This window comes from Paracoccus sp. TD-10, from assembly GCF_048270675.1.
Taxonomy (GTDB): Bacteria; Pseudomonadota; Alphaproteobacteria; order Rhodobacterales; family Rhodobacteraceae; genus Paracoccus; species Paracoccus pantotrophus.
In genome coordinates this window covers 151,221-175,614 of sequence record NZ_CP182419.1, presented here as the reverse complement: position 1 = coordinate 175,614, position 24,394 = coordinate 151,221, and the positions used below count along the sequence as shown (strand labels likewise).

Here is a 24,394-nt window from a genome sequence, read left to right as displayed (position 1 = left end):
CCGGGGCGCGTTCTTCCTTTCCGGCGGGCCGGCCTGGCCGGTCGCCCGTCAGTCCTTGCCCGAAAGGCGCCGCACATTGGCGCGGGTGCGCTTGCGATAGGGCCGCAGCGCCGCCGCCATCACCCGGTCAGCCCGCTCGCCCCGCCCGGCGGCGCGCAGCGCGGCATGCAGCGCCTCGGAGGCGGCATCGGCCTTCTCGACCACCATGCGCTGCGGCTCGGCCGCGTCCTGGCGCAACAGCCCCATCATCCCCGCCGTCCGCAGGGCGATGACCATCTGCGATTCCCAGGCCATGCGCGCCATCTGCTGCCACAGCAGCAGCGGCGCCTGCATCGCCGCATAATTCATCTTGCCGAAACCCATCACGAATTCCCTTTAAGCGAACAACAGGCGGGCAAGGCTGCGCCCATGGCGACGAAATGCCAAGAGCCCCGGTGGACGGGATCTTTGCCCTATGGCCTTGCTGCCGCACCCGGTATAGAGGGAAAATCATGACCAAATCCGTGACGCTCCGACGCCCCGACGACTGGCACCTGCATCTGCGCGATGGCGCCATGCTGCAGGCAGTGGCTTCATTTTCCGGCCATTTCGGCCGGGCGATCATCATGCCGAACCTGGTGCCGCCGGTGGTGACCGGGGCGCAGGCCGCGGCCTATCGCGACCGCATCCGCGCCGCCCTGGCCCCGGAAATGACGTTGCGTCCCTTGATGACGCTCTACCTGACCGAAACCAGCGATCCGGCCGATGTGCTGGCCGCCCATGCGCAGGGAATCATCTCGGCGGTCAAGCTCTACCCGGCCGGGGCGACCACCAATTCGGCCTCGGGCGTGCGCGATTTCGACAAGGTGCGCGGCGTGCTCGAGGCCATGGCCCAGGCCGGCATCCCGCTCTGCGTCCATGGCGAGGTCACCGATCCGGCGGTGGACATCTTCGACCGCGAGGCCGTGTTCATCGACCGCGTCCTGGACCCGATCCGCCGCGCCACCCCCGGCCTGCGGGTGGTGATGGAACATGTCACCACCTCGGACGGGGTGGATTACGTCGCGGCGAACGAGGATATCGGCGCCACCATCACCACGCATCACCTGGTCATCAACCGCAACCACATCCTGGCGGGCGGCATCCGGCCGCATTACTACTGCCTGCCGGTCGCCAAGCGCGAAACCCACCGGCTGGCGCTGCGCCGCGCCGCGACCTCGGGGGACGCGCGTTTCTTCCTGGGCACCGATTCGGCGCCGCACCCGGACCGCGCCAAGGAATCGGCCTGCGGCTGCGCCGGCTGCTTCACCGCGCCGAACACCATGTCGATCCTCGCGCAGGTCTTCGAGGAGGAGGATGCGCTCGACCGGCTGGAAGGCTTCGCCTCGCTCCACGGCGCCGGCTTCTACGGCATGGCGCCGAACCAGGACCGCATCCGCCTGGTGAAGCGCGACACGCCTGCCGCATATCCGACCCATATCCCGGCCGGCGACGAGACCGTCACCGTCTTCGACCCCGGCTTCCCGCTCTACTGGCACCTCGAGGATCCCGCATGACCCTGCCCTTTCCCCCGCGCGAGGAAATCGCCCGGCTGACCGCCCGCATGCTGCTGGAGATCAAGGCGGTGCATTTCAACGCCGCCGAGCCCTATACCTATGCCTCGGGGCTGAAGGGGCCGACCTATATCGACTGCCGCAAGCTGATCAGCTTTCCGCGCATCCGCGCGACGCTGATGGATTTCCTGGCGGCGACGGTGCTGCGCGAGGCGGGCTTCGCCGCCTTCGACAACGTCGCCGGCGGCGAGACGGCGGGCATCCCCTTCGCCGCCTGGGTGGCCGAGCGGCTGGAACTGCCGATGACCTATGTGCGCAAGAAGCCCAAGGGCTACGGCCGCAACGCCCGCATCGAGGGCGCCATGACCGAGGGCCAGCGCGTGCTGCTGGTCGAGGATCTGACCACCGACGGCGGCTCGAAGCTGAGCTTCGTCGACGCGATCCGCGAGACCGGCGCCACCTGCGGCCATACGGCGGTCATCTTCTATTACGGCATCTTCCCGGAAACCACGCAGCGCCTGGCCGACCATGGCGTCCGGCTGCACCATCTCTGCACCTGGTGGGACGTGCTGGCCGAGGCCAAGGCGCAGGGCTTCTACGACCAGGCAACGCTCGCCGAGGTCGAAAGCTTCCTGACCGATCCCCGCGCCTGGCAGGCCGCGCATCCCTGATCCGGCGCCAGACGCGCAACCACGGCGCCTCTCGGCACGGCCGCATGGGTATTTGATGAACGAAGAAGACGGGCGCGGCGCTCCATTCTTCTCTGTTGCCCAAATACCCATGCCGCCCTGGCCACCGGCGCGAGGGGCGGCATTCCGTCCACAGCTTATCCACAGCATATCCCGATGGACCGCGGGGCGCATAAGGTGGATAACGGCTCCCAGCCGAGTCGAAGGTCGGAGACCATGGGATGAGCGAGTTGCGCGCCGTCGAAATCAGGAAGCCCGGCGAGATCGCCGAGGCCGCCGCCGCCCAGGCGGTGCCCTTCTCGATCGAGGCCGAGCAGCAATTGCTGGGCGCGCTGCTGACCAATAACGAGGTCTACGACCACGTCTCGCGCATCATCCAGGCCGGGCATTTCTACGACCCGGTCCACCGCCGCATCTACGAGATCTGCGCCGAGCGCATCGCCAGGAACGCCCTGGCGAGCCCGGTCACGATCAAGGCCTTCATGGAGCATGACGCCGGCCTGAAGGAACTGGGCGGCCCGGCCTATCTGGCGCGGCTGGCCGGGGCGGCGATCTCGTCCCATGCCGCGCGCGATTATGCGCAGATGATCCGCGAATTCGCCCTGCGCCGCGAGCTGATCGGGCTGGGGCAGGACATCGCCGCGCGTGCCGCCACCGTCACGGTCAGCGATTCCGCCGAGGAGCAGATCAAGGAGGCCGAGCAGGTTCTCTACAAGCTGGGCGAGCAGGGCGTGGCCGAGCGCGGCTTCCAGAGCTTCCTGGCCGCCGTCACCGGGGCGCTGAACGCCGCCAATGCCGCCTTCAGCCGCGGCGGCGGGCTGTCGGGCATCTCGACCGGGCTGGTCGACCTGGACGGCAAGATGGGCGGGCTGAACCGCTCGGACCTGATCATCCTGGCCGGGCGGCCCTCGATGGGCAAGACCTCGCTGGCCACCAACATCGCCTTCAACGTCGCCAAGGCGCATCGCCTGGGCGAGCTGCCCGACGGCACGCATGGCACGGTGGCGGGCGGCGTCGTCGGCTTCTTCAGCCTCGAGATGTCGGCCGAGCAGCTGGCCGCGCGCATCCTCTCGGAGGCCGCCGAGGTGCCCAGCGAGGCGATCCGCCGCGGCGACATGACCGAGGACGAGTTCCGCCGCTTCGTCAAGGCCGCCCACGACCTGCAGAACTGCCCGCTTTACATCGACGACACGCCCGCCCTGCCGATCAACCAGCTGGCGGCGCGGGCCCGCAAGCTCAAGCGCACCATGGGGCTGGACCTGCTGATCGTGGACTATCTGCAGCTGCTGCGCGCCGCCTCGGCCAAGGACAGCCGCGTGAACGAAGTCAGCGAGATCACCCAGGGCCTCAAGGCCGTCGCCAAGGAGCTGGACATCCCGGTCATCGCGCTCTCGCAGCTGTCGCGCCAGGTCGAGAGCCGCGAGGACAAGCGCCCGCAGCTGTCCGACCTGCGCGAATCCGGCTCGATCGAGCAGGATGCCGACATCGTCATGTTCGTCTTCCGCGAGGAATATTACCGCGAGCGCGAAAAGCCCGCCGACCACGACCTCGACAAGATGGCCACCTGGCAGCAGGTCATGGAATCCTGCCACGGCAAGGCCGAGGTCATCATCGGCAAGCAGCGCCACGGCCCGATCGGCACGGTCGAGCTGTCCTTCGAGGGCCGCTTCACCCGCTTCGGCAACCTGGAAAAGCATCGCAGCTGGGATCGCGCTGAATGAACCTGCCGGTGCCCTTCGTCACCATCGGCCTGCTGATCCTGTCGAACCTGTTCATGACCGTCGCCTGGTACGGGCATCTGAAATTCAAGGCCGCGCCGCTTCTGCTGGTGATCCTGGTCAGCTGGGGCATCGCCTTCTTCGAATATGTGCTGCAGGTGCCGGCGAACCGCAGCGGCTACGGCCATTTCAACGCCGCGCAGCTCAAGACCATCCAGGAGGTGATCAGCCTGTCGGTCTTCGTGCTGTTCTCCTGGGCCTGGCTGGGCGAGCGGCTGACCTGGAACGTGGCGGCGGGCTTTGCCTGCATCTGCCTGGGCGCCTTCCTGATCTTCCACGATTTCGGCAGTTCTGCGCATTGACGCGAAACAGAGCCCTGTAAACAGGCGATTGCCTTTGCCCGCCGACCGGGCAAAGGTGCGGGCATGAGCAGCGCGACCCCCTCCCTTCCCCGCCGGCCAAGCATTCTGACCCTGGTTTCGATCTCGGCCGCCGGGGCGCTTTCCATGAACATCTTCCTGCCCTCGCTGCCGGCCATGGCGCGGGATTTCGGCGTGGAATACGGCTTCATGCAGCTTTCCGTCTCGGCCTTCCTGGGGGTCAGCGCGGTGCTGCAACTGCTTTGCGGCCCGATCAGCGACCGCTATGGCCGCCGGCCGGTGGTGCTGGGCTCGTTTGCGATCTTCCTGCTGGCGACCGTGGGGGCGCTGCTGGCCAGGGATGCCGCCTGGTTCATGGTCTTCCGCCTGATCCAGGCCGTCGCCACCACCGGCTTCGTCATCAGCCGCGCCGTGGTGCGCGACATCGTGCCGGCCGAGCAGGCGGCCAGCATGATCGGCTATGTCACCATGGGCATGTCGCTGGTGCCGATGATCGCGCCGACGCTGGGGGGCGTGCTGGACGAGACCCTGGGCTGGCGCGCCAGCTTCGTCGCCATGGGCCTGACCGGGCTGGCGGTCATGGCGCTTTGCGCCTTCGACCTGCCCGAGACGGCGCGCGGTGGCGGCGTGCCGCTGCGCCGGCAGGTCGCGACCTATCCGGTTCTGGCCCGCTCGCAGCGGTTCTGGGGCTATGCGCTGGCGGCGACGCTCAGCGCCGGGTCGTTCTATGCCTATCTGGGCGGCGCGCCCTTCGTCGGCCAGGTGGTGCTGCACCTGTCGCCGGCCGAGGTCGGCTATTGGTTCGCCGGCCCCTCGATCGGCTATGCGCTGGGGAATTACCTTTCGGCGCGGTTCTCGACCCGCATCGGCATGAACCGGATGATCCTGTCGGGGGCGCTGATCTGCTCGGTCTTCCTGGCGCTGGCGCTGGCGGTGGACCTGATGGGCGGGCTGACGCCGCTGGTCTTCTTCGGCGCGGTCGGGCTGATGGGGCTGGGCAACGGCATGGTGCTGCCCAATGCCAATGCCGGGATGATGAGCGTGCGCCCCGAACTCGCCGGCACCGCCAGCGGGCTGGGCGGCGCCATGGCGGTGGCGGGCGGCGCCGGGCTGGCGGCGCTGGCCGGCGCGCTCTTGCACGACGAATCGGGGGCGGCGCCGCTTCTGGTCATCATGGCCGGGTCGGCCCTGGCCTCGATCGGCTTCATCCTCTGGGTCATGATCCGCGAAAGGCAGGTCATCGCCGGCCGCTAGATCCCCCTTGCGGCAACGCCTTTGCAAAGCGTATGGCTGCTTTGCAAAGAGGACTCGCATGGCCACACAAAAGATCTATGCCGGCGTCGCCCTGCGCGAGACGCGGGCCCGCGCCGGCCTGACCCAGCGCGCCTTTGCCGACCGGCTGGGCGTGTCGCTGCCCTATCTGTCGCAAATGGAGAACAACCATCGCCCGGTCTCGGCCGGGGTGCTGCTGAAGCTGGCCTCCGAGTTCTCGGTGGACCTGGGTGCCATGGCGGTCGGCGATGCCGAGCGCATGGTGATGGACATGGCCGAGGCGCTGGCCGATCCGCTGTTCGACAGCGCGCCGCCCCGCGCCGACCTGCGGCTGGCCGCGACCAATGCGCCGGCGCTGGCGCGCGCCTTCCTGGACCTTTATCGCGCCCATCGCGAGGGGCAGGAACGGCTGGCCGCGCTGGACGAGGCGCTGGGGGCCGGGGCGCAGAACGCCACCCCCTCGCCCTGGGAGGAGGTGCGCGACTTCTTCCACTATTGCGACAACTATATCGACGCGGTGGACCACGCCGCCGAGCATTTCGCCCGCATCCGCCCCGAGTTGCGCCCGCTGGACCGCGCCATCGCCGCCCTGGCCGAGCGCGGCATCGAGGTGGTGATGGCCGAGCTGGGCAGCGGCCCGGTCTATCTGCGCGACGGCAAGCGCATCACCCTGAACGCCGCCGCCGAGCCCGCCACGCAAGCCTTCCAGCTCTTGCACCTGCTGGCACTGGAGACGCGCGGCGACCTCCTGGAGGCGACGCTGGAACTGGCGCGGTTCCGCAGCGCCTCGGCCCGCGACATCGCCCGGCTGGGGCTGGCGAATTACTTCGCCGGCGCGGCGATGATGCCCTATGCCCGCTTCCTGGCCACCGCGCGGGCCGAACGGCACGATCTGGAGCGGCTGGCGCATCTGTTCCACGCCTCTCTGGAGCAGGTGGCGCATCGGCTCTCGACCCTGCAGCGCGGCGGCGACCGCGGCGTGCCGTTCTTTTTCGTCCGCGTCGACCAGGCCGGCACCATCACCAAGCGCCATTCCGCCACGCGCATGCAATTCGCCCGCTTCGGCGGCGCCTGTCCCTTGTGGAACGTGCACCAGGCCTTCGAGACCCCCGGCCGCTTCCTGCGCCAGCTGGCCGAGACCCCGGACGGCAAGCGTTACCTGCTGCTGGCGCGGGACGTGTCCAAGCCCGCCGGCGCCTTCGGCGCGCCGGTGCGCCGCTTTGCCATCGGCCTGGGCTGCGAAATCAGCCATGCCCGCGACGTGGTCTATGCCGACGGGCTGGACATCGGCAATCCGCAGCTGTTCGAGCCGATCGGCGTGTCCTGCCGGATCTGCCCGCGGCCGAACTGCCACCAGCGTTCGGTGCCGCCGGTGGACCGCCATATCCGCATCCCGGCGGATCGCCCCGGCCCGCTGCCCTATGAGATCGCCTGAAACCGCCGCAAACGCCGCCGCAAGCCGCGCGGTTCCGCCGCCCCGGGGGCGAATCCCGCGCGCCATCGCCCGATCTGCCCCTGGGCCGGACCGGCCTGCCTAATTCATGGGCAGAAATCCTGGCCGGCCGCCGCAAGCCCCCGCCGCCACGCGGGATGCGGATCGAACCGACCAGTGCATCAAATTATCTTCAAACTTTCACATATTGATTGGACTGGTTCAGTCTTGCAATCCACGGTTGTATCAAAAGGGGCCTTTGCTCCGGCACAGATCCACCCGCCTGGCGGGGGCGATCGGCATCAATCCGCCCAAGCGGCACATAAACCCTCCGCCCCTGTTGCGCTTTGATCACAGGTCGGATTTATCCGTGCGCAGCCATGACCGCCTTTGCCCGGCAGGTCGGCCGAAACAACATGGACCTGGGACATTGCGGATCACCCACAGCCTGAATTCGGTGCTTGAGCGCTGGCTGCCAGAACAGCGCCTATTCCTGAAGTCGGACAAGACCACCCGCTTTCTGCGGCTGCGTCCGGCCACGCAGCTTCTTGCCCTGGGCGGCCTCGCGCTGGTCTTCGGCTGGACGATCATCGCCAGCTCGATCCTGGTCATCGACGCGATCGGCGCCGGCTCGGTGCGCCAGCAGGCCCGGCTGACGCAAGGCGCGCTGGAAGCGCGGCTGACCGATCTGTCCGCCGAACGCGACCGCCGCGCCGCCGAGGCGGTGGCGGCGCAGAACCGCTTCGCCGTGGCGCTGGACCAGGTCTCGCACATGCAGTCGCTGCTTTTGGAAACCGAGGCGCAGCGCCGCGAGCTGGAAACCGGCCTGGGCGCGGTGCAGGCCGAGCTGCACGGCGCGGTCAAGGCCCGCCAGCAGGCCGAGGCGCTGGCCGCGCCCGAAGGCGCTGCCGGCCCCGCCCGCACCGCCGAATTGCAGGCCGCGCTGGACATCCTGGCGGGCGAGTTGAAACAGGCCGCCGGCCAGCGCATCGAGGCGGTGCAGCAGGCCGAGGACGCCCGCCGCCTGGCCGAGGCCGTCACGCTGGAGCGCGACCAGATCATCGCCCGCAACGACGCCATCCTGTCGCAGCTGGAAGACGCCGTGACCGTCTCGGTCAAGCCGCTGGACGACATGTTCCGCAGCGTCGGCATGAACCCGGACGAGATCCTGCGCACCGTGCGCCGCGGCTATGTCGGCCAGGGCGGCCCGCTGAACCCGGTCGGCTATTCCTCCAGCGGCAATGCCGAGATCAGCCAGGGCGAGGCCAAGGCCAGCGAGATCCTGATCACCCTGGACCAGATGAACAGCTATCGCATCGCGGTCGAGAAGATGCCGCTGGCCATGCCAGTGAAATCGGCCTTCCGCTATACCTCGCCCTTCGGCCGCCGCTGGGGCCGCGCGCATGAGGGCATCGACATGGCCGCCCCGGTCGGCACGCCGATCTATGCCACGGCCGAGGGCACGGTGATCTTCGCCGGCTGGCAACGCGGCTATGGCAACCTGATCAAGATCCGGCACGAGCTGGGCACCGAAACCCGCTATGGCCACCTGTCCAAGATTCGCGTGAAGGTGGGCCAAAAGGTATCGCGCGGCAGCCAGATCGGTGATATGGGCAATACCGGCAGATCGACCGGCCCGCATCTTCACTATGAAGTCCGCGTGAACGGCCGTGCCGTGAATCCCATGAGCTTCATCAAGGCAGCCCAAAATGTTTTCTAAGACCCGTGTTACCGAACCCGGCCCCCGCACCCAGCCGACCCCCGAGCCCGAATCGGCGCGCAGCCTTGACACGAGTTACGACCTTCCGCCGGCCGCGGCCCCGCGGGCACGCACCGCGCCTTCGGTGCTGTCCTCCGACCTGACCGTCACCGGCAATATCCGGACCGAGGGCGACATCCAGGTCGAGGGCACGATCGAGGGCGACATCCGCGCCCACCAGCTGATCGTCGGCGAAAGCGCCACCATCCGCGGCGAGATCGTCGCCGAGGAAGTGGTGGTGAACGGCCGCATCGTCGGCCGCCTGCGCGGCCTCAAGGTCCGCCTGACCGCCACCGCGCGGGTCGAGGGCGACATCATCCACAAGACCATCGCCATCGAATCCGGCGCCCATTTCGAAGGCTCGGTCCAGCGCCAGGAAGACCCGCTGGCCAATGGCGTGACCCCGAAACTGGCGCCGCCGCCGGCCCGCGCGGCCAATGACGACGCCGAGTGATCCTGGGGATCCCGGCGTCACCGCAATGATCGGCGGCCCTCGGGCCGCCGTTTTTCATGGTTCGGGCTCGGGGTCCGGCATCAGCAGCCGATACATGTGCCAGCTGGCATGGCCCAGCACCGGCAGGGCGACGAACAGCCCCAGAAACAGCGGCACGATGCCCAGAAACAGCAGCGCGGCGATGACCACGGCCCAGGACAGCATCACCGGCAGGTTCGCCCCCACCGCCTGGAAGCTGGCGATGATGGCCGAGATCAGGTCCACCTCGCGGTCCAGGATCAGCGGCAGCCCGACCACGGTGATCGAGAACAGCACCGCGGCAAAGCCCGCCCCGATCGCCGTGCCCGCCGCCAGCATGACCAGCCCGCGGCCCTGCAGCAGCACCTCGGGCGAGGAGGTGATGTTGGTCAGCGCCGAGACGCCCATGAACAGCGCGAAGGTGGTATGGGCGACAAAGACCCAGAACATGAACATCAGCAGGATGACCATGGCCATGGACGGCACCTGCCGGTCCTTTTGCGCGATGACCACGGCCAGCACCTCGCGCCAGATCAGCGGCCGGTCCGATTCGATGCGCCGGCTGACCTCGTAAAGCCCGACGGCGGCGAAGGGCGCGATCAGCGGAAAGCCGACGATAAAGGGCATCAGCCACCATTCCTGCCCTGCCGCGGTGGCGACCGCGGTCAGCACCAGCCCGCCCGCGACATAGAAGGCCGCGAACAGCAGGCCGAATGCGGGCGCGCGGCGGAAATCCCGCCAGCCCGCCGCCAGCGCCGCCGGAATGGCCTCCAGCCCGATCACCGCCGGCAGCGGGATCTCGTCCGGGCCCGGATCGGGCAAGGGGTCGGGCAGCGGCTGCCGCTCGGGCTCGGGGATGGGACTGGGAATGGGCTTGGGATCCGAATCGGTAAATACCATCTGCTCCTCCGTCAATGCGACGAAGGTTAGCAGGCCCGCGGCAAAGAAAAAGCCTTAGCGCGCGAAGCGCGCCATCAGCGCCTCGCGGACGGTGGGCGAGACGAATTTCGACACGTCCCCGCCCAGCCGCGCGATCTCCTTGACCAGTTTCGAGGCGATGGCCTGGCGCCGGGCATCGGCCATCAGGAAGACCGTCTCGATGCTGTCGTCCATGGCCCGGTTCATGCCGACCATCTGGAACTCGTATTCGAAATCGGCCACCGCCCGCAGGCCGCGCACGATCACCGTGGCGCCGACATCGCGGGCGCAGTCGATCAGCAGGTTCTCGAACGGATGGACCACGATCTCGCCGCCGCGCCTGGCGACGATGCGGTCGCATTCCTCGCGCACCATGGCGACGCGATCCTCCAGCGCGAAAAGCGGACTCTTGTCGCGGTTGATGGCAACGCCGATCACCAGCCGGTCCACCAGTTCCAGCGCACGCTGGATGATGTCCTGGTGGCCCAGGGTGATGGGATCGAAGGTGCCTGGGTAAAGCCCGATGCGCATGGGTTGCCGTCTCCTCGCCGAATGCCGGCAGTCAAACAGGGTTTCGCCAAGGAATGCAAGACCATGCGCCCGGCCCGCCTTGCGCGCGGCGGGCGGGCGGGCCGGGTCAGTTGCCCATGATCATCCCGGTCAGCGCCTCTTTTTCCGCCGCCAGTTCCTTGAGCCGGGCCGAGACCGCGTCGCCGATCGAGACGATGCCGACCATCTCGCCCTGCTCGTTCACCACCGGCAGGTGGCGGAAGCGGCCCTGGGTCATGCGGTCCAGGATCACCAGCGCATCCTCGCCGGTGGTGCAGGTCGCCAGCTTGCGGGTCATCAGCTCGGTGATCGGCTGCTCCAGGATCGCGGCCCCCCGCTTGCCCAGTTCGCGCACCACGTCGCGCTCGGACAGGATGCCCAGCGGGATCTTGCCATCCTCGGACACCACGATCGCACCGATGCGCTTTTCCGAAAGCAGCCTGGTGGCCTCGGCCACGCTGGTTTCCGGGGCGACGGTGAAAATCTCGCCGCTGGCCTTCATCGACAGGATCTGGTTGACGAGCATCGCTGTTCCTCCTCAGGGTTGGCGCAAGCAGGGCTGGCGCAAGCGTCCTGGCGCCCAGCGTCACCTCAACCTCGGCTTGCGTCAAGCCCGATGTTGCAGTGCAGCGATCAAGGTATGACCAGCGCCTGCAGCCGCGCCACCTCGGCCCGGATGCCCTGCGCCAGCGCATCCGCCAGCCGGTTCATCCGCTGCGAGCGGCGGTCGTCGGCATGCCGGATCAGCCAGAAGCTGCGCGTCAGCGAAACCTGGTCGGTCAGCACCCGCCGCACGCCGGGGCAGAAGGGAATCGCGAAGTCATGCACGATGCCCAGCCCCGCGCCCACCCGGATCGCCTGCATCTGCACCGAGACCGAGTTCGAGGTCAGCGCCGCCCATTCCGCCCCCGTCTCGGTCAGGTAGTCCAGCTCGCGGTCGAAGATCATGTCGGCGATATAGCCGATCATGCGATGGCCGCGCAGATCCTCGCGCGAGCGGATCGGCGGATGGGCGCGCAGATAGTCCTCATGCGCCGCCAGGTGCAGCTGGTAGTCGGTCAGCCGCTGCACCACCAGCCGCCCGGCCTGCGGCTGCGAGACGGCGATGGCCATGTCCGCCTCGCGCTTGGACAGGTTGAAGACCCGCGGCAGGGCGACGATCTGGATCTCCAGCCGCGGATGCGCCTCGGACAGGCGCGCGCAGACCTGCGGCAGCAGGTAGTTGGCGCAGCCGTCCGGCGCGCCGATGCGCAGCTGCCCGGTCAGGTCGCCGGGGCCGCTCAGCGCCTCTTCGGCGCCGCTCAGCGCCGCCTCGACCGCCTCGGCATGGGGCAAGAGCCGCTCGCCCTCGGGCGCCAGGCCATAGCCCTGCGGCGTCTTGACGAAAAGCTTGGCGCCCAGCGCGCCTTCCAGCCGCGCCACCCGCCGGCCCACGGTCGAGGCGTCGATGCCCAGCCGCCGCCCCGCCCCCGACAGGCTGTCGGCCCGCGCCACGGCCAGAAAGATGCGCAGGTCGTCCCAGTCCATGCCCGTCGCCTTTGCAGAAATGCAAAACCCTTTTGCCAGACTTCCTCTTTTTCCGGCAATGCTGCAAGTCTATGATCCCTCCGAAACCTGAACCCCTCGGGAGGCACCCATGGAAGAACTGAGCCACTGGATCGACGGCAAAGAGGTCAAGGGCACCTCGGGCCGCTTCAGCGATGTCTACAATCCCGCGACCGGCGAGGTGATCGCCCGCCTGCCGCTGGCCACCCCGGCCGAGCTGGACGCCGCCGTGAAGAGCGCCGAGAAGGCGCAGGTCGCCTGGGCCGCCACCAACCCGCAGCGCCGCGCGCGGGTGATGATGAAATTCGGCCAGCTGATCCAGGACAACATGGACGCGCTGGCCGAGCTGGTCTCGCGCGAACACGGCAAGACCCTGCCCGACGCCCGCGGCGACGTGCAGCGCGGCCTTGAGGTGATCGAGGTCTGCATGGGCGCGCCGGCGCTGCTCAAGGGCGAATATACCGACAATGCCGGCCCCGGCATCGACCTTTATTCCATGCGCCAGCCGCTGGGCGTGGTGGCGGGCATCACCCCCTTCAACTTCCCGGCGATGATCCCGCTGTGGAAGATGGGCCCGGCGCTGTCGGCCGGCAACGCGATGATCCTCAAGCCCTCCGAGCGCGTGCCCTCGACCTCGCTGATGCTGGCCAAGCTCGCGCAAGAGGCCGGGCTGCCCGACGGCGTGCTGCAGGTCGTCAACGGCGACAAGGAGATCGTGGACGCGATCCTCGACCATCCGACCGTGCAGGCGGTGGGCTTCGTCGGCTCGACCCCGATCGCGCAATATATCTATGGCCGCGCGGCGGCGAACGGCAAGCGCGCGCAATGCTTCGGCGGCGCCAAGAACCACATGCTGATCATGCCCGATGCCGACCTGGACAAGGCGGCGGACGCGCTGGTCGGCGCCGGCTTCGGCGCGGCGGGCGAACGCTGCATGGCGATCTCGGTCGCGGTGCCGGTGGGCGACAAGACCGCCGACGCGCTGATCGAGCGGCTGATCCCCAAGATCGAGAAGCTGAAGGTCGGCCCCTATACCGCCGGCGCGGACGTGGATTTCGGCCCGGTCATCACCAAGGCCGCGCAGGAGCGCATCGGCCGGCTGATCGATTCCGGCGTGGAACAGGGCGCCAAGCTGGTGGTGGACGGCCGCGGGCTGAAGATCCAGGGCTACGAGAACGGCTTTTTCTGCGGGCCCTCGCTCTTCGACAACGTGACCCGCGACATGGAGATCTACAAGGAAGAGATCTTCGGCCCGGTGCTCTCGACCGTGCGGGCGCAGAGCTACGAGGATGCGCTGAACCTGGTCATGGACAACGACTATGGCAACGGCACGGCGATCTATACCGCCGACGGCGACACGGCGCGCGACTTCGCCAGCCGGGTGAACGTGGGCATGGTCGGCATCAACTTCCCGATCCCGGTGCCGCTGAGCTATTACACCTTCGGCGGCTGGAAGAAGTCGGCCTTCGGCGACCTGAACCAGTATGGCCCGGACGCCTTCCGCTTCTACACCAAGACCAAGACCGTCACCGCGCGCTGGTTCTCGGGCATCAAGGACGGCGTGGCGCTGAACTTCAAGGCCATGGACTGATTGAACGGGCGGGCGGGGGCTCTGCCCCCGCGTGCCCTGCACCCCTCGACGGGGTGCCGGGCACGCTCCCCCGGGATATTTGGACAAGAAAGAAGCCGGGGCGCGGTTGCCGCCCCCGCCGTTTCGCGCAAACCTGCAAAACTGGCGCAACATTTCCCGGCCATGACCGGACAAGACACATCAACACGAAAGACATGAGGGGGAGAGCATGGATTTCGCGCTGAGCGAAGAGCAGCAGGCGATATTCGATCTGGCCCGGGATTTCGGGACGGCGGAGATCGCGCCCCATGCCCGCGCCTGGGAAGAGGCGGGCACCATCCCGCGCGCGCTGTGGCACAAGGCCGCCGAACTGGGTTTCGGCGGCGTCTATGTCGGCGAGGATCACGGCGGCACCGGGCTTTCGCGGCTGGACGCCACGCTGGTCTTCGAGGCGCTGGCCATGGCCTGCCCCTCGGTCGGCTCGTTCCTGTCGATCCACAACATGTGCGGCGGCATGATCGACAAGTTCGGCACCCCCGCGAACAAGGCGCGCTGGCTGCCCGGCCTGTGCAGCATGGAGACGGTGTTCTCCTATTGCCTGACCGAGCCGGGCTCGGGCTCGGACGCCGCGGCGCTGCGCACCCGCGCCGAGCGGGTCGAGGGCGGCTGGAAGCTGAACGGCACCAAGGCCTTCATCTCGGGCGGCAGCTATTCGGATTGCTACCTGGTCATGGTGCGTACCGGGCAGGACGGGCCGCGCGGCATCTCGACCATGGTGGTCGAGGCCGGCACGCCGGGCCTGAGCTTCGGCGCGCTGGAACACAAGATGGGCTGGAAGGCGCAGCCGACCGCGCAGGTGCAATTCGACGATTGCGTGATCCCCGAGGAGAACCTGATCGGCGAGGAAGGCCGCGGCTTCGCCTATGCCATGGCGGGCCTGGACGGCGGGCGGCTGAACATCTCGGCCGGCGCGCTTGGCGGTGCGCAGGCGGCGCTGGACGCGACCCTGCGCTACATGGGCGAGCGGCGCGCCTTCGGCCAGACGCTCGACCAGTTCCAGGCGCTGCAGTTCCGGCTGGCCGAGATGGAGACGGCGCTGCAATCGGCGCGCATCTTCCTGCGCCAGGCGGCCTGGAAGCTGGACCGGGGCGCGCGGGACGCCACCAAGTTCTGCGCCATGGCCAAGCTGCATGTCACCGACCGCGCCTTCGAGGTCGCCAATCAGTGCCTGCAATTGCATGGCGGCTACGGCTACCTGGCCGATTACGGGATCGAGAAGCTCGTGCGCGACCTGCGCGTGCACCAGATCCTGGAAGGCACTAATGAAATCATGCGGCTGATCATCGGCCGCGCCCTGCTGGCGGAGCGTGACTGATGGCCGAGATGCCCGAATCCGACATGATCATCCGCAAGGACCGCCGCGCCGGCCGGCTGACCTTCAACCGCCCGCAGGCGCTGAACGCGCTGAGCCACGAGATGGCGCTGGCCATCGACGCCGCCTTGCGCGAATGGCAGGACGATCCCGAAGTGGCGCTGGTCGTCATCGACGCCGAGGGCGAGCGCGCCTTTTGCTCGGGCGGCGACATCGCGGCGGTCTATCGCGCCGGGCTTGCGGGCGACCACCGGGTCGGGCGCGAGTTCTTCCGCGACGAATACCGCATGAACGCCCGGATCAAGGACTATCCCAAGCCCATCGTCGCCTTCATGCAGGGTTTCGTCATGGGCGGCGGCGTCGGCGTCGGCGGCCATGCCAGCCACCGCATCGTCGGCGACACCACCCAGATCGCCATGCCCGAGACCGGCATCGGCCTGATCCCCGACGTGGGCGGCAGCTGGCTTCTGGGCCACGCACCGGGCCGCTGCGGCGAATATCTGGGCCTGACCGGGGCGCGCATCGGCGCCGGCGACGCGATCTTCACCGGCTTCGCCGACAGCTACATCCCCGAGGCGGAATGGCCGGCGCTGATCGACCGGCTGGCCGAGACCGGAGACGTGGCCGCAATCACGCCCCGCCCCCGCCCCGCGGCGCCGCTGGAGGGCCGCGACCTTTCCGCCTTCGGCGGTCCGAGCGTGGCCGAGATCGTCGCCGCGCTGGAAGCGGCCGGCGACGAGGCGGCGTTGAAGCCCTTGCGCCGCAACTCGCCCCTGTCGATGGCGGCGACGCTGGCGCTGGTGCGCGCCGCGCGCGGCGATGCCCGCCTGCGCGACAGCCTTTCGCGCGAGCTGCGCTTCACCGCCCGCGCCACGGCCGAAAGCGATTTCCTGGAAGGCGTGCGGGCGCAGATCATCGACAAGGACCGCAACCCGCAATGGTCGGCCGATGCCAGCCCGGCGCATGTCGAGGCGATGCTGGCACCGCTGGGCGAGGACGAAATCGAATGGGAGGACCGGACATGAAGATCGGATTCATCGGCTTGGGCAATATGGGCGGCCCGATGGCGGCCAATCTGGCCAAGGCAGGGCACGCGGTCGCGGGCTTCGACCTGGCCGCGCCGATGCCCGAGGGCGTCGCCAAGGCCGCCAGCGCCGCCGAGGCGGCGCAGGGCGCCGATGTCGTCATCACCATGCTGCCGAACGGCGCCATCCTGCGCGCGGTCGCGGATGAGGTCGTCCCGGCCATGACCGCGGGCGCGGTGTTCTGCGACTGCTCGACGGTGGACGTGGAAAGCGCCCGCGCGGTCTCGGCGCAGGCGCAGGCGGCGGGGCTGGGCGCGCTGGACGCGCCGGTTTCGGGCGGGGTCGGCGGCGCGACCGCCGGCACGCTGACCTTCATGGTCGGCGGCGCGGCCGAGGCTTTCGACAAGGTGAAGCCGCTTTTCGACGTCATGGGCCAGAAGGCGGTGCATTGCGGCGCGGCGGGCGCCGGCCAGGCGGCCAAGATCTGCAACAACATGATCCTGGGCGTGACCATGATCGCCACCTGCGAGGCCTTTGCGCTGGCCGACAAGCTGGGGCTGGACCGGCAGAAGATGTTCGACGTGGTCTCGACCTCCTCGGGCTACAGCTGGACGATGAACGCCTATTGCCCGGCGCCGGGCGTGGGTCCGCAATCGCCCGCCGACAACGGCTACAAGCCGGGCTTCGCCGCCGAGCTGATGCTGAAAGACCTGCGGCTGAGCCAGCAGGCCGCCGAGGCCGCGGATGCCGACACGCCGATGGGCGAGCTGGCCGCCGCGCTCTATGCCCGCTTCGTCGAGGACGAGGACGGCAAGGGCCGCGATTTCTCGGCCATGCTGCCCAGATTCGAGGCCCGGCACCGGCACGGCTGATTTTCTCGCATTCGTGAGGGAGCCGATCGGCGGGTTGCGGCGTTTGGCCTCTGACAAGGATTATCGTGCCAGGCTGAAGCCATGTTCCGCAATCGCCAGAGCCTGATTCTCGCCGTCGGCCTGTTCGGCATCCTTGCGCCCGCGACGCTGGCGCAAGGGGTGGGCCAGGCGGCCGAGGCAACCGCCCCGGCCGCCGCCGGACAACCCGCCATGCTGCGGGTGGGGGACCGGCTGGACAGCGCGCGCCTGCATCCGGTGACGCGCCCCGGCCTTTACGGCATGAGCGAGGCACCGTCGGGCAGCCGCTACGGCATCGTGGACGGCAAGCTGATCCGCTATGACCCGGAAAACGCCCAGGTGCTGTCGATCATCCGGCAGGTGGACCGCATCATGGATTGACCGCGGGCGCCGCGGCGAAAGGGCGGCGCCATGACCGCGTCTTCCGCCCGCTTGCGGGAACGGGAACGGGAACGGGAACGGGAACGGGCCGCAAAACCCCCCGCTAGGCGCCGGCAAGGGCTTTCCCGCCACGCCCGCGGGCAGGGCGACCCCCGAATGCGCCTTTGAACTTCGCGCCGTGTTTTCTCCTCGCGCCCGCGGCCCGGCGGGGCGGCCCTGCCCGTCACATCTTCTCGCCGGGCAGCCGGCTGGCCTGCGCGACCCAATCGGCGAATTGCGCCTCGTCGAACTCGCCCTCGCGGATGTCGAGATAGCGCACCTGCGGGTGCTTGGACCTGCCCGGCGGCGGCGGCTCCAGCGCCGTGCCGCGAAAGAACGTCACCTTCACGTATTTCGTGAAGCAGTGAAAGCTCAGGAACCAGCAATCATCCGCCAGCCCGTAGAAGGGCGAGTTCCATTTGACCGCCTTGCGCACGCCGGGCACGACGCGCGCGATGATGTCGTCCATCCGCCGCCCGAGGTCGCTTTTCCATTCCGGCATGGCGGCGATATAGGCCTGGACCGGGGCGTCGCCATAGCCCTTGGCGATCTGGGGATTGCCGCCCGACAACAGCACGGGGCCGCCCTGCCCCCTGGGTTTCTCGGCGCTCGGGGTCTTTTTGCTGGTCATGTTCGCCTCCGCTCTCGGATGACCGGCCGGACGGCACCCTGTTGCGGCGGCCGCCCGTGTCGGCGGGCCGGGCGCGCTTCGGCCGATGCCGGCCCAGCGTCGCAGCAAACCGGCCGCGGGGAAAGCCCCTGGTGGCGCGATCACAAGCGCGGCAACCCCCCGGCCGGCACCATGCGGCACCAGCCGGGCCGCCGGCATGCCTCCCCATTGAAATGCCAAGCAATTTCCGTGCGCGCCGGGTATGATCGGCGGCATTTACAAGCCGGCCGGAATGGCAAAACCATGGTCGCGTCGCGGCGGGAACCACGCTAAAAGCGTCGCGAAACGGGGGCCGAGCCGCACCCGCCTGATACCTTGTCGCCCGGCCGGACCCGGCCGAATGTTACGGAGTGCCCCCGATGCGCAAGCCCGTTGCCCTTGTCCTGATCGCCGCGGCGCTGGTCGCCCTGCTGGCCGGTCTGGGCGGCCTGGGCGAGGGCAAATCCGCCGCGCCCGCCTATGTGAGCGCCGCAGTCACCCGCAGCGACATCGAGGTCACGGTGCTGGCCGAGGGGCGGGTCAAACCCTCGAACCTGGTGGCGGTGGGCGCCCAGGTCTCGGGGCGGATCACCGAACTGGCGGTGCGGCTGGGCCAGCGGGTGGAACAGGGCGACCTGATCGCCCAGATCGACTCGGTCCAGCAGGCCAACGAATTGCGCACGGCCGAGGCCGCGCTGGCCAATCTGCGCGCGCAGATGGCCGAGCGCCAGGCCGTGCTGGCTCTGGCCGAAAAGACGCTGGAGCGGGCCGAGAACCTGATCCGCTCGAACGCCGCCGCGCGCAGCACCATGGACAGCGCCCGGCAGGACGTCGAGATCGCCCGCGCCCAGATCGCCGCGCTGGAGGCGCAGATCGCCCAGGCCGAGGTCGCCATCGAGATCGCCCGGACCGACCTCGACTATACCCGCGTCACCGCGCCCAGCGCCGGCACGGTGCTGGCCATCGTCAGCCAGGCCGGGCAGACCGTGAACGCGGTGCAATCCTCGCCCACCATCGTCGTGCTGGGCCAGCTCGACCGCATGGAGATCCATGCCGAGATCTCCGAGGCCGATATCGGCAAGGTCCGGCCCGGCCAGCAGGTGCGCTTCACCCTGCTCGACGACAGCGGCCGCAGCTACCGGGGCGTGCTGGATTCCATCGCCCCCGCGCCGCAAAGCATTGTCAACGACAGCGCCATCCAGGGCGGCAGCACCGCCGACAGCAGCAGCGGCGCCATCTATTACACCGGCATCATCCCGGTCGAGAACCCGGACGGCCAGCTGCGCAGCTACATGACCGCCCAGGTCAGCATCGTGCTGGGCGCGGCGCAGGACGTGCTGACCATCCCCTCCAGCGCGCTCGGCCGGAGCAACCCGGACGGCAGCCACCAGGTCCGGGTGCTGGGCGGCGCCGGCATCGAGACCCGCGACGTGGTGGTCGGGCTGAACGACAAGGTGCTGGCCGAGGTGGTCTCGGGCCTCAAGGAAGGCGAGCGCGTAGTGACCGGCGAACAGGCCGGCGCCCCGGCCTCGGCCCCGCGCGGCAGCCGGCGCATGATGAGCCCGCTGGGTGGCTGAGATGCAGGCCCCGCTGATCCGGCTACGCGGCATCAGCCGCGAATACCCCTCGGGCGAGGGGGTGCTGCGCGTGCTCAAGGACATCGACCTCGACATCGCGCAGGGCGAATATGTCGCGGTCATGGGCGCCTCGGGCTCGGGGAAATCGACGCTGATGAACATCCTGGGCTGCCTCGACCGGCCGACATCCGGCAGCTACCTGCTGGACGGGCGCGAGGTGGCGCAGCGCGAGCCGGGCGAGCTGGCGGCGCTCAGGCGCGAAACCTTCGGCTTCATCTTCCAGCGCTATCACCTGCTGGCCGAGATGACGGCGCTGGGAAATGTCGAGGTGCCGGCGATCTATCGCGGCCTGCCCGCCGAGGCGCGCCGCGCCCGCGCCCGCGCGCTTCTGGACCGGCTGGGGCTGGGCGACCGGCTGGGCCACCGGCCGGGCCAGCTTTCGGGCGGCCAGCAGCAGCGCGTCTCGATCGCCCGCGCGCTGGTCAACGACGCCCGCGTGATCCTGGCCGACGAGCCGACCGGCGCGCTCGACAGCCGCAGCGGCGACGAGGTGCTGGCCATCCTGGAACGGCTGAACGCCGAGGGCCGCACCGTGGTCATCGTCACCCACGACCCCAAGGTCGCCGCCCGCGCCCGCCGCGTGGTCGAGATCGCCGACGGCCGCATCATCGCCGACCGCCGCAGCGACGCGCCCGCCGGGGCGGCGGCTTTGGCCGCGCCCGAACAGCCCCGCGCCGCCGCCCCGGTGCTGGGCCGGCTGGCCGAGGCGCTGCGCATGGCGGTGCTGGCCATGCGCGCCCACAAGCTGCGCAGTTTCCTGACCATGCTGGGCATCATCATCGGCATCGCCTCGGTGGTCTCGGTAGTGGCCTTGGGCGAGGGCTCGCGCCAGCGCGTGCTGCAAAACATCGCCGGGCTGGGCACGAATACGCTGCAGATCTATCCCGGCCGGGATTTCGGCGACATGCGCTCGGGGCGGGTGACGACGCTGGTCACGGCCGACGGCGCGGCGCTGGCACGCCAGCCCTATGTCGCCTCGGTCAGCCCGACGGTCGGCAGTTCGCAGACCCTGCGCCACGGCGCGACCGAGGCCGGCGCCCAGATCAGCGGCGTGGGCGAGCAATATTTCGACGTGGCCGGCATCACCCTGACCCAGGGCCGCAGCTTCGACGCGGCCGATGTGGCGGCGATGAGCCAGAATGTCGTCATCGACGAGAATACCCGAACGAGCCTGTTCGGCGAGGGCCCGGCGCTGGGTCAGGTCTTCATGGCCGGCAAGGTGCCCCTGCGGGTGATCGGCGTGGCCGAGGCGCAGAACCGCGGCCCCGGCGGCTCGACCAGCCTGACCGTCTATGCCCCCTATACCACGGTGCAGGCGCGCTACCTGGGCTCGACCAGCGTCAGCGGGTTGACCCTGCGGGTGGCCGACGAGGTGGACATGGCGCTGGCCGAGCAGATGGTCACCGACATGCTGACCCAGCGCCACGGCAGCAAGGATTTCTTCATCGTCAACAATGACCAGATCCGCCAGACCATCACCTCGACCACCCAGACCCTGACGCTGCTGATCGCGGCCATCGCGGTGATCTCGCTGCTGGTGGGCGGCATCGGGGTGATGAACATCATGCTGGTTTCCGTCACCGAGCGCATCGGCGAGATCGGGCTGCGCATGGCGGTGGGCGCCCGGCGCGGCGACATCCGCGCGCAATTCCTGATCGAGGCGGTGCTGGTCTGCGTCATCGGCGGCGCGGCGGGCATCCTGGCCGCGCTCGGCTTCGGCCTGGCCTTCGAGCGGCTGAGCAGCAATTTCACCCTGGTCTATTCGCCGCTCTCCATGGTCGCCGCGCTGGCCAGCGCCTGCGGCATCGGCCTGATCTTCGGCTACCTGCCCGCCGTCAACGCCGCCAAGCTCGACCCCGTCGCCGCCCTCGCCAAGGGCTGAAATCCGGCCTTGCGGACGGGTGCCGCGACTGTTGCCCCCGGCCCACAGTCGCGGCACCTGTCCGAAAGGCGATCTTTCCAGACTCGGCCCCAGCGCCCAAACTGCTGGTATGGAAGGAGGAAAGGAACAGGGGCAATGAAAGGCACAGTCACCCTTACCGGGCGCAAGGGGGCGCTCGTCTCCGGCGAATACGAGGTCACGGGCGACACCATCCGGGTGTCCTATGCCGGCCACGAGCGCTGCGTGCGGCTCGACGGCGGCTCGGTGGACCACCTGGCGCAATCGCTCTTGCGCGATCTCTGGCTGGAATGACGCGTCCCGCCCGGCGGCGGCAACGGCGGCACGCCGGCACCCGAGGAAAAATGCGCATGCCGCGCCCTTCCGTCCGGCTGCGGTTTCGTGTCAGAACCTGCAAGGACAGGCTGAGCGAAGGCATCCGATGACGGCGACGATTCCGGCAAGACTGACCCGCGCGGGACTGGTTGCGACGGCGCGCATCCTCATCAGCCTGCGCGCCATCGACCTGCCGCCGCCGGGCGGCGCGCCGCGCATCCTGGTCGCGAACCATGTCAGCCATGCCGATTTCGTCGCGCTCTGGTCGGCGCTGCCCAAGCCGCACCGGCTGCGCACCCGCCCGGTCGCCGGCGCCGATTACTGGGAACGCTCGGCCATCCGCCGCTGGATCGCCCATCAGGTGTTCCGCGCCGTGCTGATCGACCGCGACCCGGCCAGCCGCCGCGCCGATCCCGTCGAGACCGTGGCCCAGGTGCTGCGCGGCGGCGAGGACGTGATCTTCTTTCCCGAGGGCACGCGCAACCTGACCGACGCCCGGCTCCTGCCGCTGAAATCCGGCATCTACCACCTGGCCCGCGCCGTCCCCGAGGCCGAGATCGTGCCGGCCTGGATCCTGAACCTCGACCGCATCCTGCCCAAGGGCGCCTTCCTGCCGGTGCCGCTGAACTGCGCCGTCCGCTTCGGCGCCCCGATGCGGGTCGAGACCGGCGAGAGCCGCGAGGATTTCCTGCAACGCCTCGCCGCCGCGATGCTGGCGCTCTCCGACACGAAGGCATAGGCCATGGACCGCTTCTACTCTCCCTCGGCCTTCGTGTTCTACGGGCTCTTCGGCTTCCTGGTCCTGGCCTCGCTGGTCGCGCGCTGGCTGATCCGCTCGGGGCGGGTCGGCGGCCCCACGGCACAGAACCTCGCCGACCGCATCCGCGCCTGGTGGGTGATGATCGGCGTGCTGGCGCTGATCTTCACCCTGGGCGCCGGGGCGATCACGCTGTTCTTCGCGCTGTGTTCCATGGCGGCGCTGCGCGAGTTTGCCACCATCACCCATACGCGGCGCGACGACCATGACGGGCTGGCCATCGCCTTCTACCTGATCCTGCCGCTGCAATACCTGCTGGTCTATTTCGAGGTGCCGGTCTTTGCCGCGCTGCTGATCCCGGTCTACAGCTTCCTGCTCTTGCCGGTCGTGACCGTGTTCAAGGGCGAGGTGCAGGGCTTCCTGACCCGCGTGTCGGAGACGCAATGGGGGCTGATGGTCTGCGTCTATTGCGTCTCGCATATCCCGGCCATCCTGACGCTGGACATTCCGGGCTATCGCTACAGCGCCTTCACGCTGGTCGCCTGGCTGATCCTGGTGGTGCAGGCCTCGGACGTGCTGCAATATGTCTGGGGCAAGAGCATCGGCCGCCACCTGCTGGCGCCGCGCGTCTCGCCCTCCAAGACGGTCGAGGGGCTGGCCGGCGGCATGCTCAGCGCCACGGCGCTGGGAATGGCGCTGACGCCGATCACCCCGTTCCTGTGGTGGGAGGCGGGGCTGATCGCCCTGACCGTCACCGGCTTCGGCACGCTCGGCGGGCTGATCATGTCGGCGATCAAGCGCGACCGCGGCGTCAAGGACTGGGGCACGCTGGTCCAGGGCCATGGCGGCATCCTGGACCGGCTGGACAGCCTGGTCTTCTCGGCGCCGGTCTTCCTGCATATCCTGGCATGGGGGTGGATGTGACCGAGGATTTCAGCCGGCGCCCGATCGCCAGCCGCAACACGAAATGGGCGGCCCATGTGACCCGGCGCCTTGTCGCGCGCGGGATCGCGCCGAACCGCATCTCGGCCGGATCGGTCGTGGCCGCCGCGCTTTCGGGCGGGGCCCTGGCGCTGTCCGCGCAGACCGGCCCGCTCTGGGCCTCGGGAGTGCTGCTCGTCCTCGGCGCGCTGTTCTGCCAGTTGCGGCTGCTCTGCAACCTGTTCGACGGGCTGGTCGCGGTCGAGGGCGGCATGGGCAGCCCCGACGGCGCCTTCTGGAACGAGGTGCCGGACCGGCTTTCCGACCTGATGATCCTTGCCGGGCTGGGCGTGGCGGCGGGCTGGCCGGCGCTGGGGCTGCTGGCCGGGGCGCTGGCGATCCTGACCGCATACCTGCGCGAATTCGGCCGCGCCTCGGGGCTCGGCTCGGATTTCTCGGGCCCGGGGGCCAAGGCGCACCGCATGGCCGCCGTGACGCTCGGCGCGCTGGCGCAGACCGGCGCCTGGATCGCCGGCGCGGGCTGGCCGGTGCTGGCCTGGACGCTGGGGCTGGTGCTGGCGCTGACGGTGGCGACGATCATCCGCCGCAGCCGGCGCATCCTGTGCGGGCTGGCCGGCGGGGCGTGAAATCGGGGGTGGTCGCCGCCGTCCA

At 69.2% G+C, this 24,394-nt stretch carries 25 protein-coding genes; 19 read left to right on the top strand and 6 right to left on the bottom strand.

Going from position 1 to position 24,394, the window contains the following annotated elements:
- Positions 1–48 precede the first annotated feature (48 nt).
- Positions 49–363 (bottom strand): hypothetical protein, encoded by a 315-nt coding sequence (locus tag ACNKFW_RS11785; protein ID WP_051419482.1) that lies wholly within the window; start codon positions 361–363, stop codon positions 49–51.
- 128 nt (positions 364–491) lie between these two features.
- Between ACNKFW_RS11785 and pyrC the strand changes: the two genes are divergently transcribed.
- The 8 genes from pyrC (at position 492) to ACNKFW_RS11745 (ending at position 9,236) form a co-directional block, all read left to right on the top strand.
- The gene (gene pyrC / locus ACNKFW_RS11780) at positions 492–1,535 is read left to right on the top strand and encodes a dihydroorotase (protein WP_024843751.1); all 1,044 of its coding nucleotides are present in this window, start codon (positions 492–494) and stop codon (positions 1,533–1,535) included.
- On the top strand, positions 1,532–2,203 hold the full coding sequence (locus tag ACNKFW_RS11775; protein WP_024843750.1) for an orotate phosphoribosyltransferase: 672 nt from the start codon (positions 1,532–1,534) through the stop codon (positions 2,201–2,203). Before pyrC ends, ACNKFW_RS11775 begins: the two co-directional genes overlap by 4 nt.
- A gap of 239 nt (positions 2,204–2,442) precedes the next feature.
- The gene (locus ACNKFW_RS11770; RefSeq protein WP_024843749.1) at positions 2,443–3,942 is read left to right on the top strand and encodes a replicative DNA helicase; all 1,500 of its coding nucleotides are present in this window, start codon (positions 2,443–2,445) and stop codon (positions 3,940–3,942) included.
- Entirely contained in the window at positions 3,939–4,301 is a 363-nt protein-coding gene (locus ACNKFW_RS11765) for a DMT family protein (protein WP_024843748.1), read from the top strand. Before ACNKFW_RS11770 ends, ACNKFW_RS11765 begins: the two co-directional genes overlap by 4 nt.
- Before the next feature lie 63 nt (positions 4,302–4,364).
- Positions 4,365–5,573: a multidrug effflux MFS transporter gene (locus tag ACNKFW_RS11760; protein WP_024843747.1), complete on the top strand. Its 1,209-nt coding sequence runs from the start codon at positions 4,365–4,367 to the stop codon at positions 5,571–5,573.
- A gap of 58 nt (positions 5,574–5,631) precedes the next feature.
- Positions 5,632–7,026, top strand: a complete 1,395-nt coding sequence (locus ACNKFW_RS11755) for a helix-turn-helix domain-containing protein (RefSeq protein WP_024843746.1) — start codon at positions 5,632–5,634, stop codon at positions 7,024–7,026.
- Positions 7,027–7,453: 427 nt separating this feature from the next.
- Positions 7,454–8,743 (top strand): M23 family metallopeptidase, encoded by a 1,290-nt coding sequence (locus ACNKFW_RS11750; protein WP_024843745.1) that lies wholly within the window; start codon positions 7,454–7,456, stop codon positions 8,741–8,743.
- A complete protein-coding gene (locus ACNKFW_RS11745; protein ID WP_147428575.1) occupies positions 8,733–9,236 on the top strand; it encodes a bactofilin family protein in 504 nt (167 codons plus the stop codon). The genes ACNKFW_RS11750 and ACNKFW_RS11745 overlap by 11 nt, the downstream gene beginning before the upstream one ends.
- Before the next feature lie 54 nt (positions 9,237–9,290).
- Here the strand turns inward: ACNKFW_RS11745 and ACNKFW_RS11740 are convergent, their stop codons facing one another.
- The 4 genes from ACNKFW_RS11740 to ACNKFW_RS11725 all read right to left on the bottom strand — a co-directional run bounded on the left by ACNKFW_RS11740 (position 9,291) and on the right by ACNKFW_RS11725 (position 12,248).
- Positions 9,291–10,154: a DUF2189 domain-containing protein gene (locus tag ACNKFW_RS11740; protein WP_081750460.1), complete on the bottom strand. Its 864-nt coding sequence runs from the start codon at positions 10,152–10,154 to the stop codon at positions 9,291–9,293.
- A 54-nt stretch (positions 10,155–10,208) separates the two neighbouring features.
- The gene (gene coaD / locus ACNKFW_RS11735) at positions 10,209–10,703 is read right to left on the bottom strand and encodes a pantetheine-phosphate adenylyltransferase (protein WP_024843742.1); all 495 of its coding nucleotides are present in this window, start codon (positions 10,701–10,703) and stop codon (positions 10,209–10,211) included.
- Positions 10,704–10,809: 106 nt separating this feature from the next.
- The gene (locus ACNKFW_RS11730; RefSeq protein ID WP_024843741.1) at positions 10,810–11,247 is read right to left on the bottom strand and encodes a CBS domain-containing protein; all 438 of its coding nucleotides are present in this window, start codon (positions 11,245–11,247) and stop codon (positions 10,810–10,812) included.
- Positions 11,248–11,354: 107 nt separating this feature from the next.
- On the bottom strand, positions 11,355–12,248 hold the full coding sequence (locus tag ACNKFW_RS11725; protein ID WP_147428577.1) for a LysR family transcriptional regulator: 894 nt from the start codon (positions 12,246–12,248) through the stop codon (positions 11,355–11,357).
- Between the two features lie 109 nt (positions 12,249–12,357).
- On the opposite strand from ACNKFW_RS11725, the gene ACNKFW_RS11720 reads away from it, so the two are divergent.
- The 5 genes from ACNKFW_RS11720 to ACNKFW_RS11700 all read left to right on the top strand — a co-directional run bounded on the left by ACNKFW_RS11720 (position 12,358) and on the right by ACNKFW_RS11700 (position 17,504).
- Complete coding sequence (locus ACNKFW_RS11720; protein WP_147428579.1) at positions 12,358–13,857, top strand: CoA-acylating methylmalonate-semialdehyde dehydrogenase; 1,500 nt, start codon at positions 12,358–12,360, stop codon at positions 13,855–13,857.
- Positions 13,858–14,065: 208 nt separating this feature from the next.
- The gene (locus ACNKFW_RS11715) at positions 14,066–15,211 is read left to right on the top strand and encodes an acyl-CoA dehydrogenase family protein (RefSeq protein WP_147428581.1); all 1,146 of its coding nucleotides are present in this window, start codon (positions 14,066–14,068) and stop codon (positions 15,209–15,211) included.
- Positions 15,211–16,233 (top strand): enoyl-CoA hydratase/isomerase family protein, encoded by a 1,023-nt coding sequence (locus ACNKFW_RS11710; protein ID WP_244314471.1) that lies wholly within the window; start codon positions 15,211–15,213, stop codon positions 16,231–16,233. Before ACNKFW_RS11715 ends, ACNKFW_RS11710 begins: the two co-directional genes overlap by 1 nt.
- Positions 16,230–17,105, top strand: a complete 876-nt coding sequence (mmsB, locus tag ACNKFW_RS11705) for a 3-hydroxyisobutyrate dehydrogenase (RefSeq protein ID WP_024843736.1) — start codon at positions 16,230–16,232, stop codon at positions 17,103–17,105. Before ACNKFW_RS11710 ends, mmsB begins: the two co-directional genes overlap by 4 nt.
- Positions 17,106–17,186: 81 nt before the next feature.
- Positions 17,187–17,504 (top strand): hypothetical protein, encoded by a 318-nt coding sequence (locus ACNKFW_RS11700; RefSeq protein ID WP_024843735.1) that lies wholly within the window; start codon positions 17,187–17,189, stop codon positions 17,502–17,504.
- A gap of 223 nt (positions 17,505–17,727) precedes the next feature.
- On the opposite strand, the gene ACNKFW_RS11695 is transcribed toward ACNKFW_RS11700, so the two are convergent.
- Complete coding sequence (locus ACNKFW_RS11695) at positions 17,728–18,174, bottom strand: DUF1801 domain-containing protein (protein WP_147428583.1); 447 nt, start codon at positions 18,172–18,174, stop codon at positions 17,728–17,730.
- Between the two features lie 398 nt (positions 18,175–18,572).
- On the opposite strand from ACNKFW_RS11695, the gene ACNKFW_RS11690 reads away from it, so the two are divergent.
- From ACNKFW_RS11690 to ACNKFW_RS11665, 6 genes are all read left to right on the top strand, one after another.
- The gene (locus ACNKFW_RS11690) at positions 18,573–19,769 is read left to right on the top strand and encodes an efflux RND transporter periplasmic adaptor subunit (protein WP_418025211.1); all 1,197 of its coding nucleotides are present in this window, start codon (positions 18,573–18,575) and stop codon (positions 19,767–19,769) included.
- A 1-nt stretch (position 19,770) separates the two neighbouring features.
- Positions 19,771–21,711 carry a MacB family efflux pump subunit gene (locus tag ACNKFW_RS11685; protein WP_147429168.1) on the top strand — a complete coding sequence of 647 codons (1,941 nt, stop codon included), beginning with the start codon at positions 19,771–19,773 and terminating at the stop codon, positions 21,709–21,711.
- A gap of 135 nt (positions 21,712–21,846) precedes the next feature.
- A complete protein-coding gene (locus ACNKFW_RS11680) occupies positions 21,847–22,023 on the top strand; it encodes a hypothetical protein (protein ID WP_166435372.1) in 177 nt (58 codons plus the stop codon).
- A gap of 127 nt (positions 22,024–22,150) precedes the next feature.
- Positions 22,151–22,783 carry a lysophospholipid acyltransferase family protein gene (locus ACNKFW_RS11675; protein WP_147428587.1) on the top strand — a complete coding sequence of 211 codons (633 nt, stop codon included), beginning with the start codon at positions 22,151–22,153 and terminating at the stop codon, positions 22,781–22,783.
- Between the two features lie 3 nt (positions 22,784–22,786).
- Complete coding sequence (locus tag ACNKFW_RS11670) at positions 22,787–23,725, top strand: phosphatidate cytidylyltransferase (RefSeq protein WP_147428589.1); 939 nt, start codon at positions 22,787–22,789, stop codon at positions 23,723–23,725.
- Positions 23,722–24,369, top strand: a complete 648-nt coding sequence (locus tag ACNKFW_RS11665; protein WP_147428591.1) for a CDP-alcohol phosphatidyltransferase family protein — start codon at positions 23,722–23,724, stop codon at positions 24,367–24,369. Before ACNKFW_RS11670 ends, ACNKFW_RS11665 begins: the two co-directional genes overlap by 4 nt.
- The last annotated feature ends 25 nt before the right edge of the window (positions 24,370–24,394 follow it).

Bases quoted from the DNA above. Each gene is read 5' to 3' on its own strand.
- pyrC (WP_024843751.1), top strand. From the start codon at position 492: ATGACCAAATCCGTGACGCTCCGACGCCCCGACGACTGGCACCTGCAT.
- ACNKFW_RS11740 (WP_081750460.1), bottom strand. From the start codon at position 10,154: ATGGTATTTACCGATTCGGATCCCAAGCCCATTCCCAGTCCCATCCCC.
- mmsB (WP_024843736.1), top strand. From the start codon at position 16,230: ATGAAGATCGGATTCATCGGCTTGGGCAATATGGGCGGCCCGATGGCG.
- ACNKFW_RS11765 (WP_024843748.1), top strand. From the start codon at position 3,939: ATGAACCTGCCGGTGCCCTTCGTCACCATCGGCCTGCTGATCCTGTCG.
- ACNKFW_RS11690 (WP_418025211.1), top strand. From the start codon at position 18,573: ATGCGCAAGCCCGTTGCCCTTGTCCTGATCGCCGCGGCGCTGGTCGCC.
- coaD (WP_024843742.1), bottom strand. From the start codon at position 10,703: ATGCGCATCGGGCTTTACCCAGGCACCTTCGATCCCATCACCCTGGGC.
- ACNKFW_RS11710 (WP_244314471.1), top strand. From the start codon at position 15,211: ATGGCCGAGATGCCCGAATCCGACATGATCATCCGCAAGGACCGCCGC.
- ACNKFW_RS11685 (WP_147429168.1), top strand. From the start codon at position 19,771: ATGCAGGCCCCGCTGATCCGGCTACGCGGCATCAGCCGCGAATACCCC.
- ACNKFW_RS11785 (WP_051419482.1), bottom strand. From the start codon at position 363: ATGGGTTTCGGCAAGATGAATTATGCGGCGATGCAGGCGCCGCTGCTG.
- ACNKFW_RS11745 (WP_147428575.1), top strand. From the start codon at position 8,733: ATGTTTTCTAAGACCCGTGTTACCGAACCCGGCCCCCGCACCCAGCCG.
- ACNKFW_RS11755 (WP_024843746.1), top strand. From the start codon at position 5,632: ATGGCCACACAAAAGATCTATGCCGGCGTCGCCCTGCGCGAGACGCGG.
- ACNKFW_RS11770 (WP_024843749.1), top strand. From the start codon at position 2,443: ATGAGCGAGTTGCGCGCCGTCGAAATCAGGAAGCCCGGCGAGATCGCC.
- ACNKFW_RS11775 (WP_024843750.1), top strand. From the start codon at position 1,532: ATGACCCTGCCCTTTCCCCCGCGCGAGGAAATCGCCCGGCTGACCGCC.
- ACNKFW_RS11680 (WP_166435372.1), top strand. From the start codon at position 21,847: ATGAAAGGCACAGTCACCCTTACCGGGCGCAAGGGGGCGCTCGTCTCC.
- ACNKFW_RS11670 (WP_147428589.1), top strand. From the start codon at position 22,787: ATGGACCGCTTCTACTCTCCCTCGGCCTTCGTGTTCTACGGGCTCTTC.
- ACNKFW_RS11695 (WP_147428583.1), bottom strand. From the start codon at position 18,174: ATGACCAGCAAAAAGACCCCGAGCGCCGAGAAACCCAGGGGGCAGGGC.
- ACNKFW_RS11730 (WP_024843741.1), bottom strand. From the start codon at position 11,247: ATGCTCGTCAACCAGATCCTGTCGATGAAGGCCAGCGGCGAGATTTTC.
- ACNKFW_RS11700 (WP_024843735.1), top strand. From the start codon at position 17,187: ATGTTCCGCAATCGCCAGAGCCTGATTCTCGCCGTCGGCCTGTTCGGC.
- ACNKFW_RS11760 (WP_024843747.1), top strand. From the start codon at position 4,365: ATGAGCAGCGCGACCCCCTCCCTTCCCCGCCGGCCAAGCATTCTGACC.
- ACNKFW_RS11675 (WP_147428587.1), top strand. From the start codon at position 22,151: ATGACGGCGACGATTCCGGCAAGACTGACCCGCGCGGGACTGGTTGCG.
- ACNKFW_RS11725 (WP_147428577.1), bottom strand. From the start codon at position 12,248: ATGGACTGGGACGACCTGCGCATCTTTCTGGCCGTGGCGCGGGCCGAC.
- ACNKFW_RS11720 (WP_147428579.1), top strand. From the start codon at position 12,358: ATGGAAGAACTGAGCCACTGGATCGACGGCAAAGAGGTCAAGGGCACC.
- ACNKFW_RS11715 (WP_147428581.1), top strand. From the start codon at position 14,066: ATGGATTTCGCGCTGAGCGAAGAGCAGCAGGCGATATTCGATCTGGCC.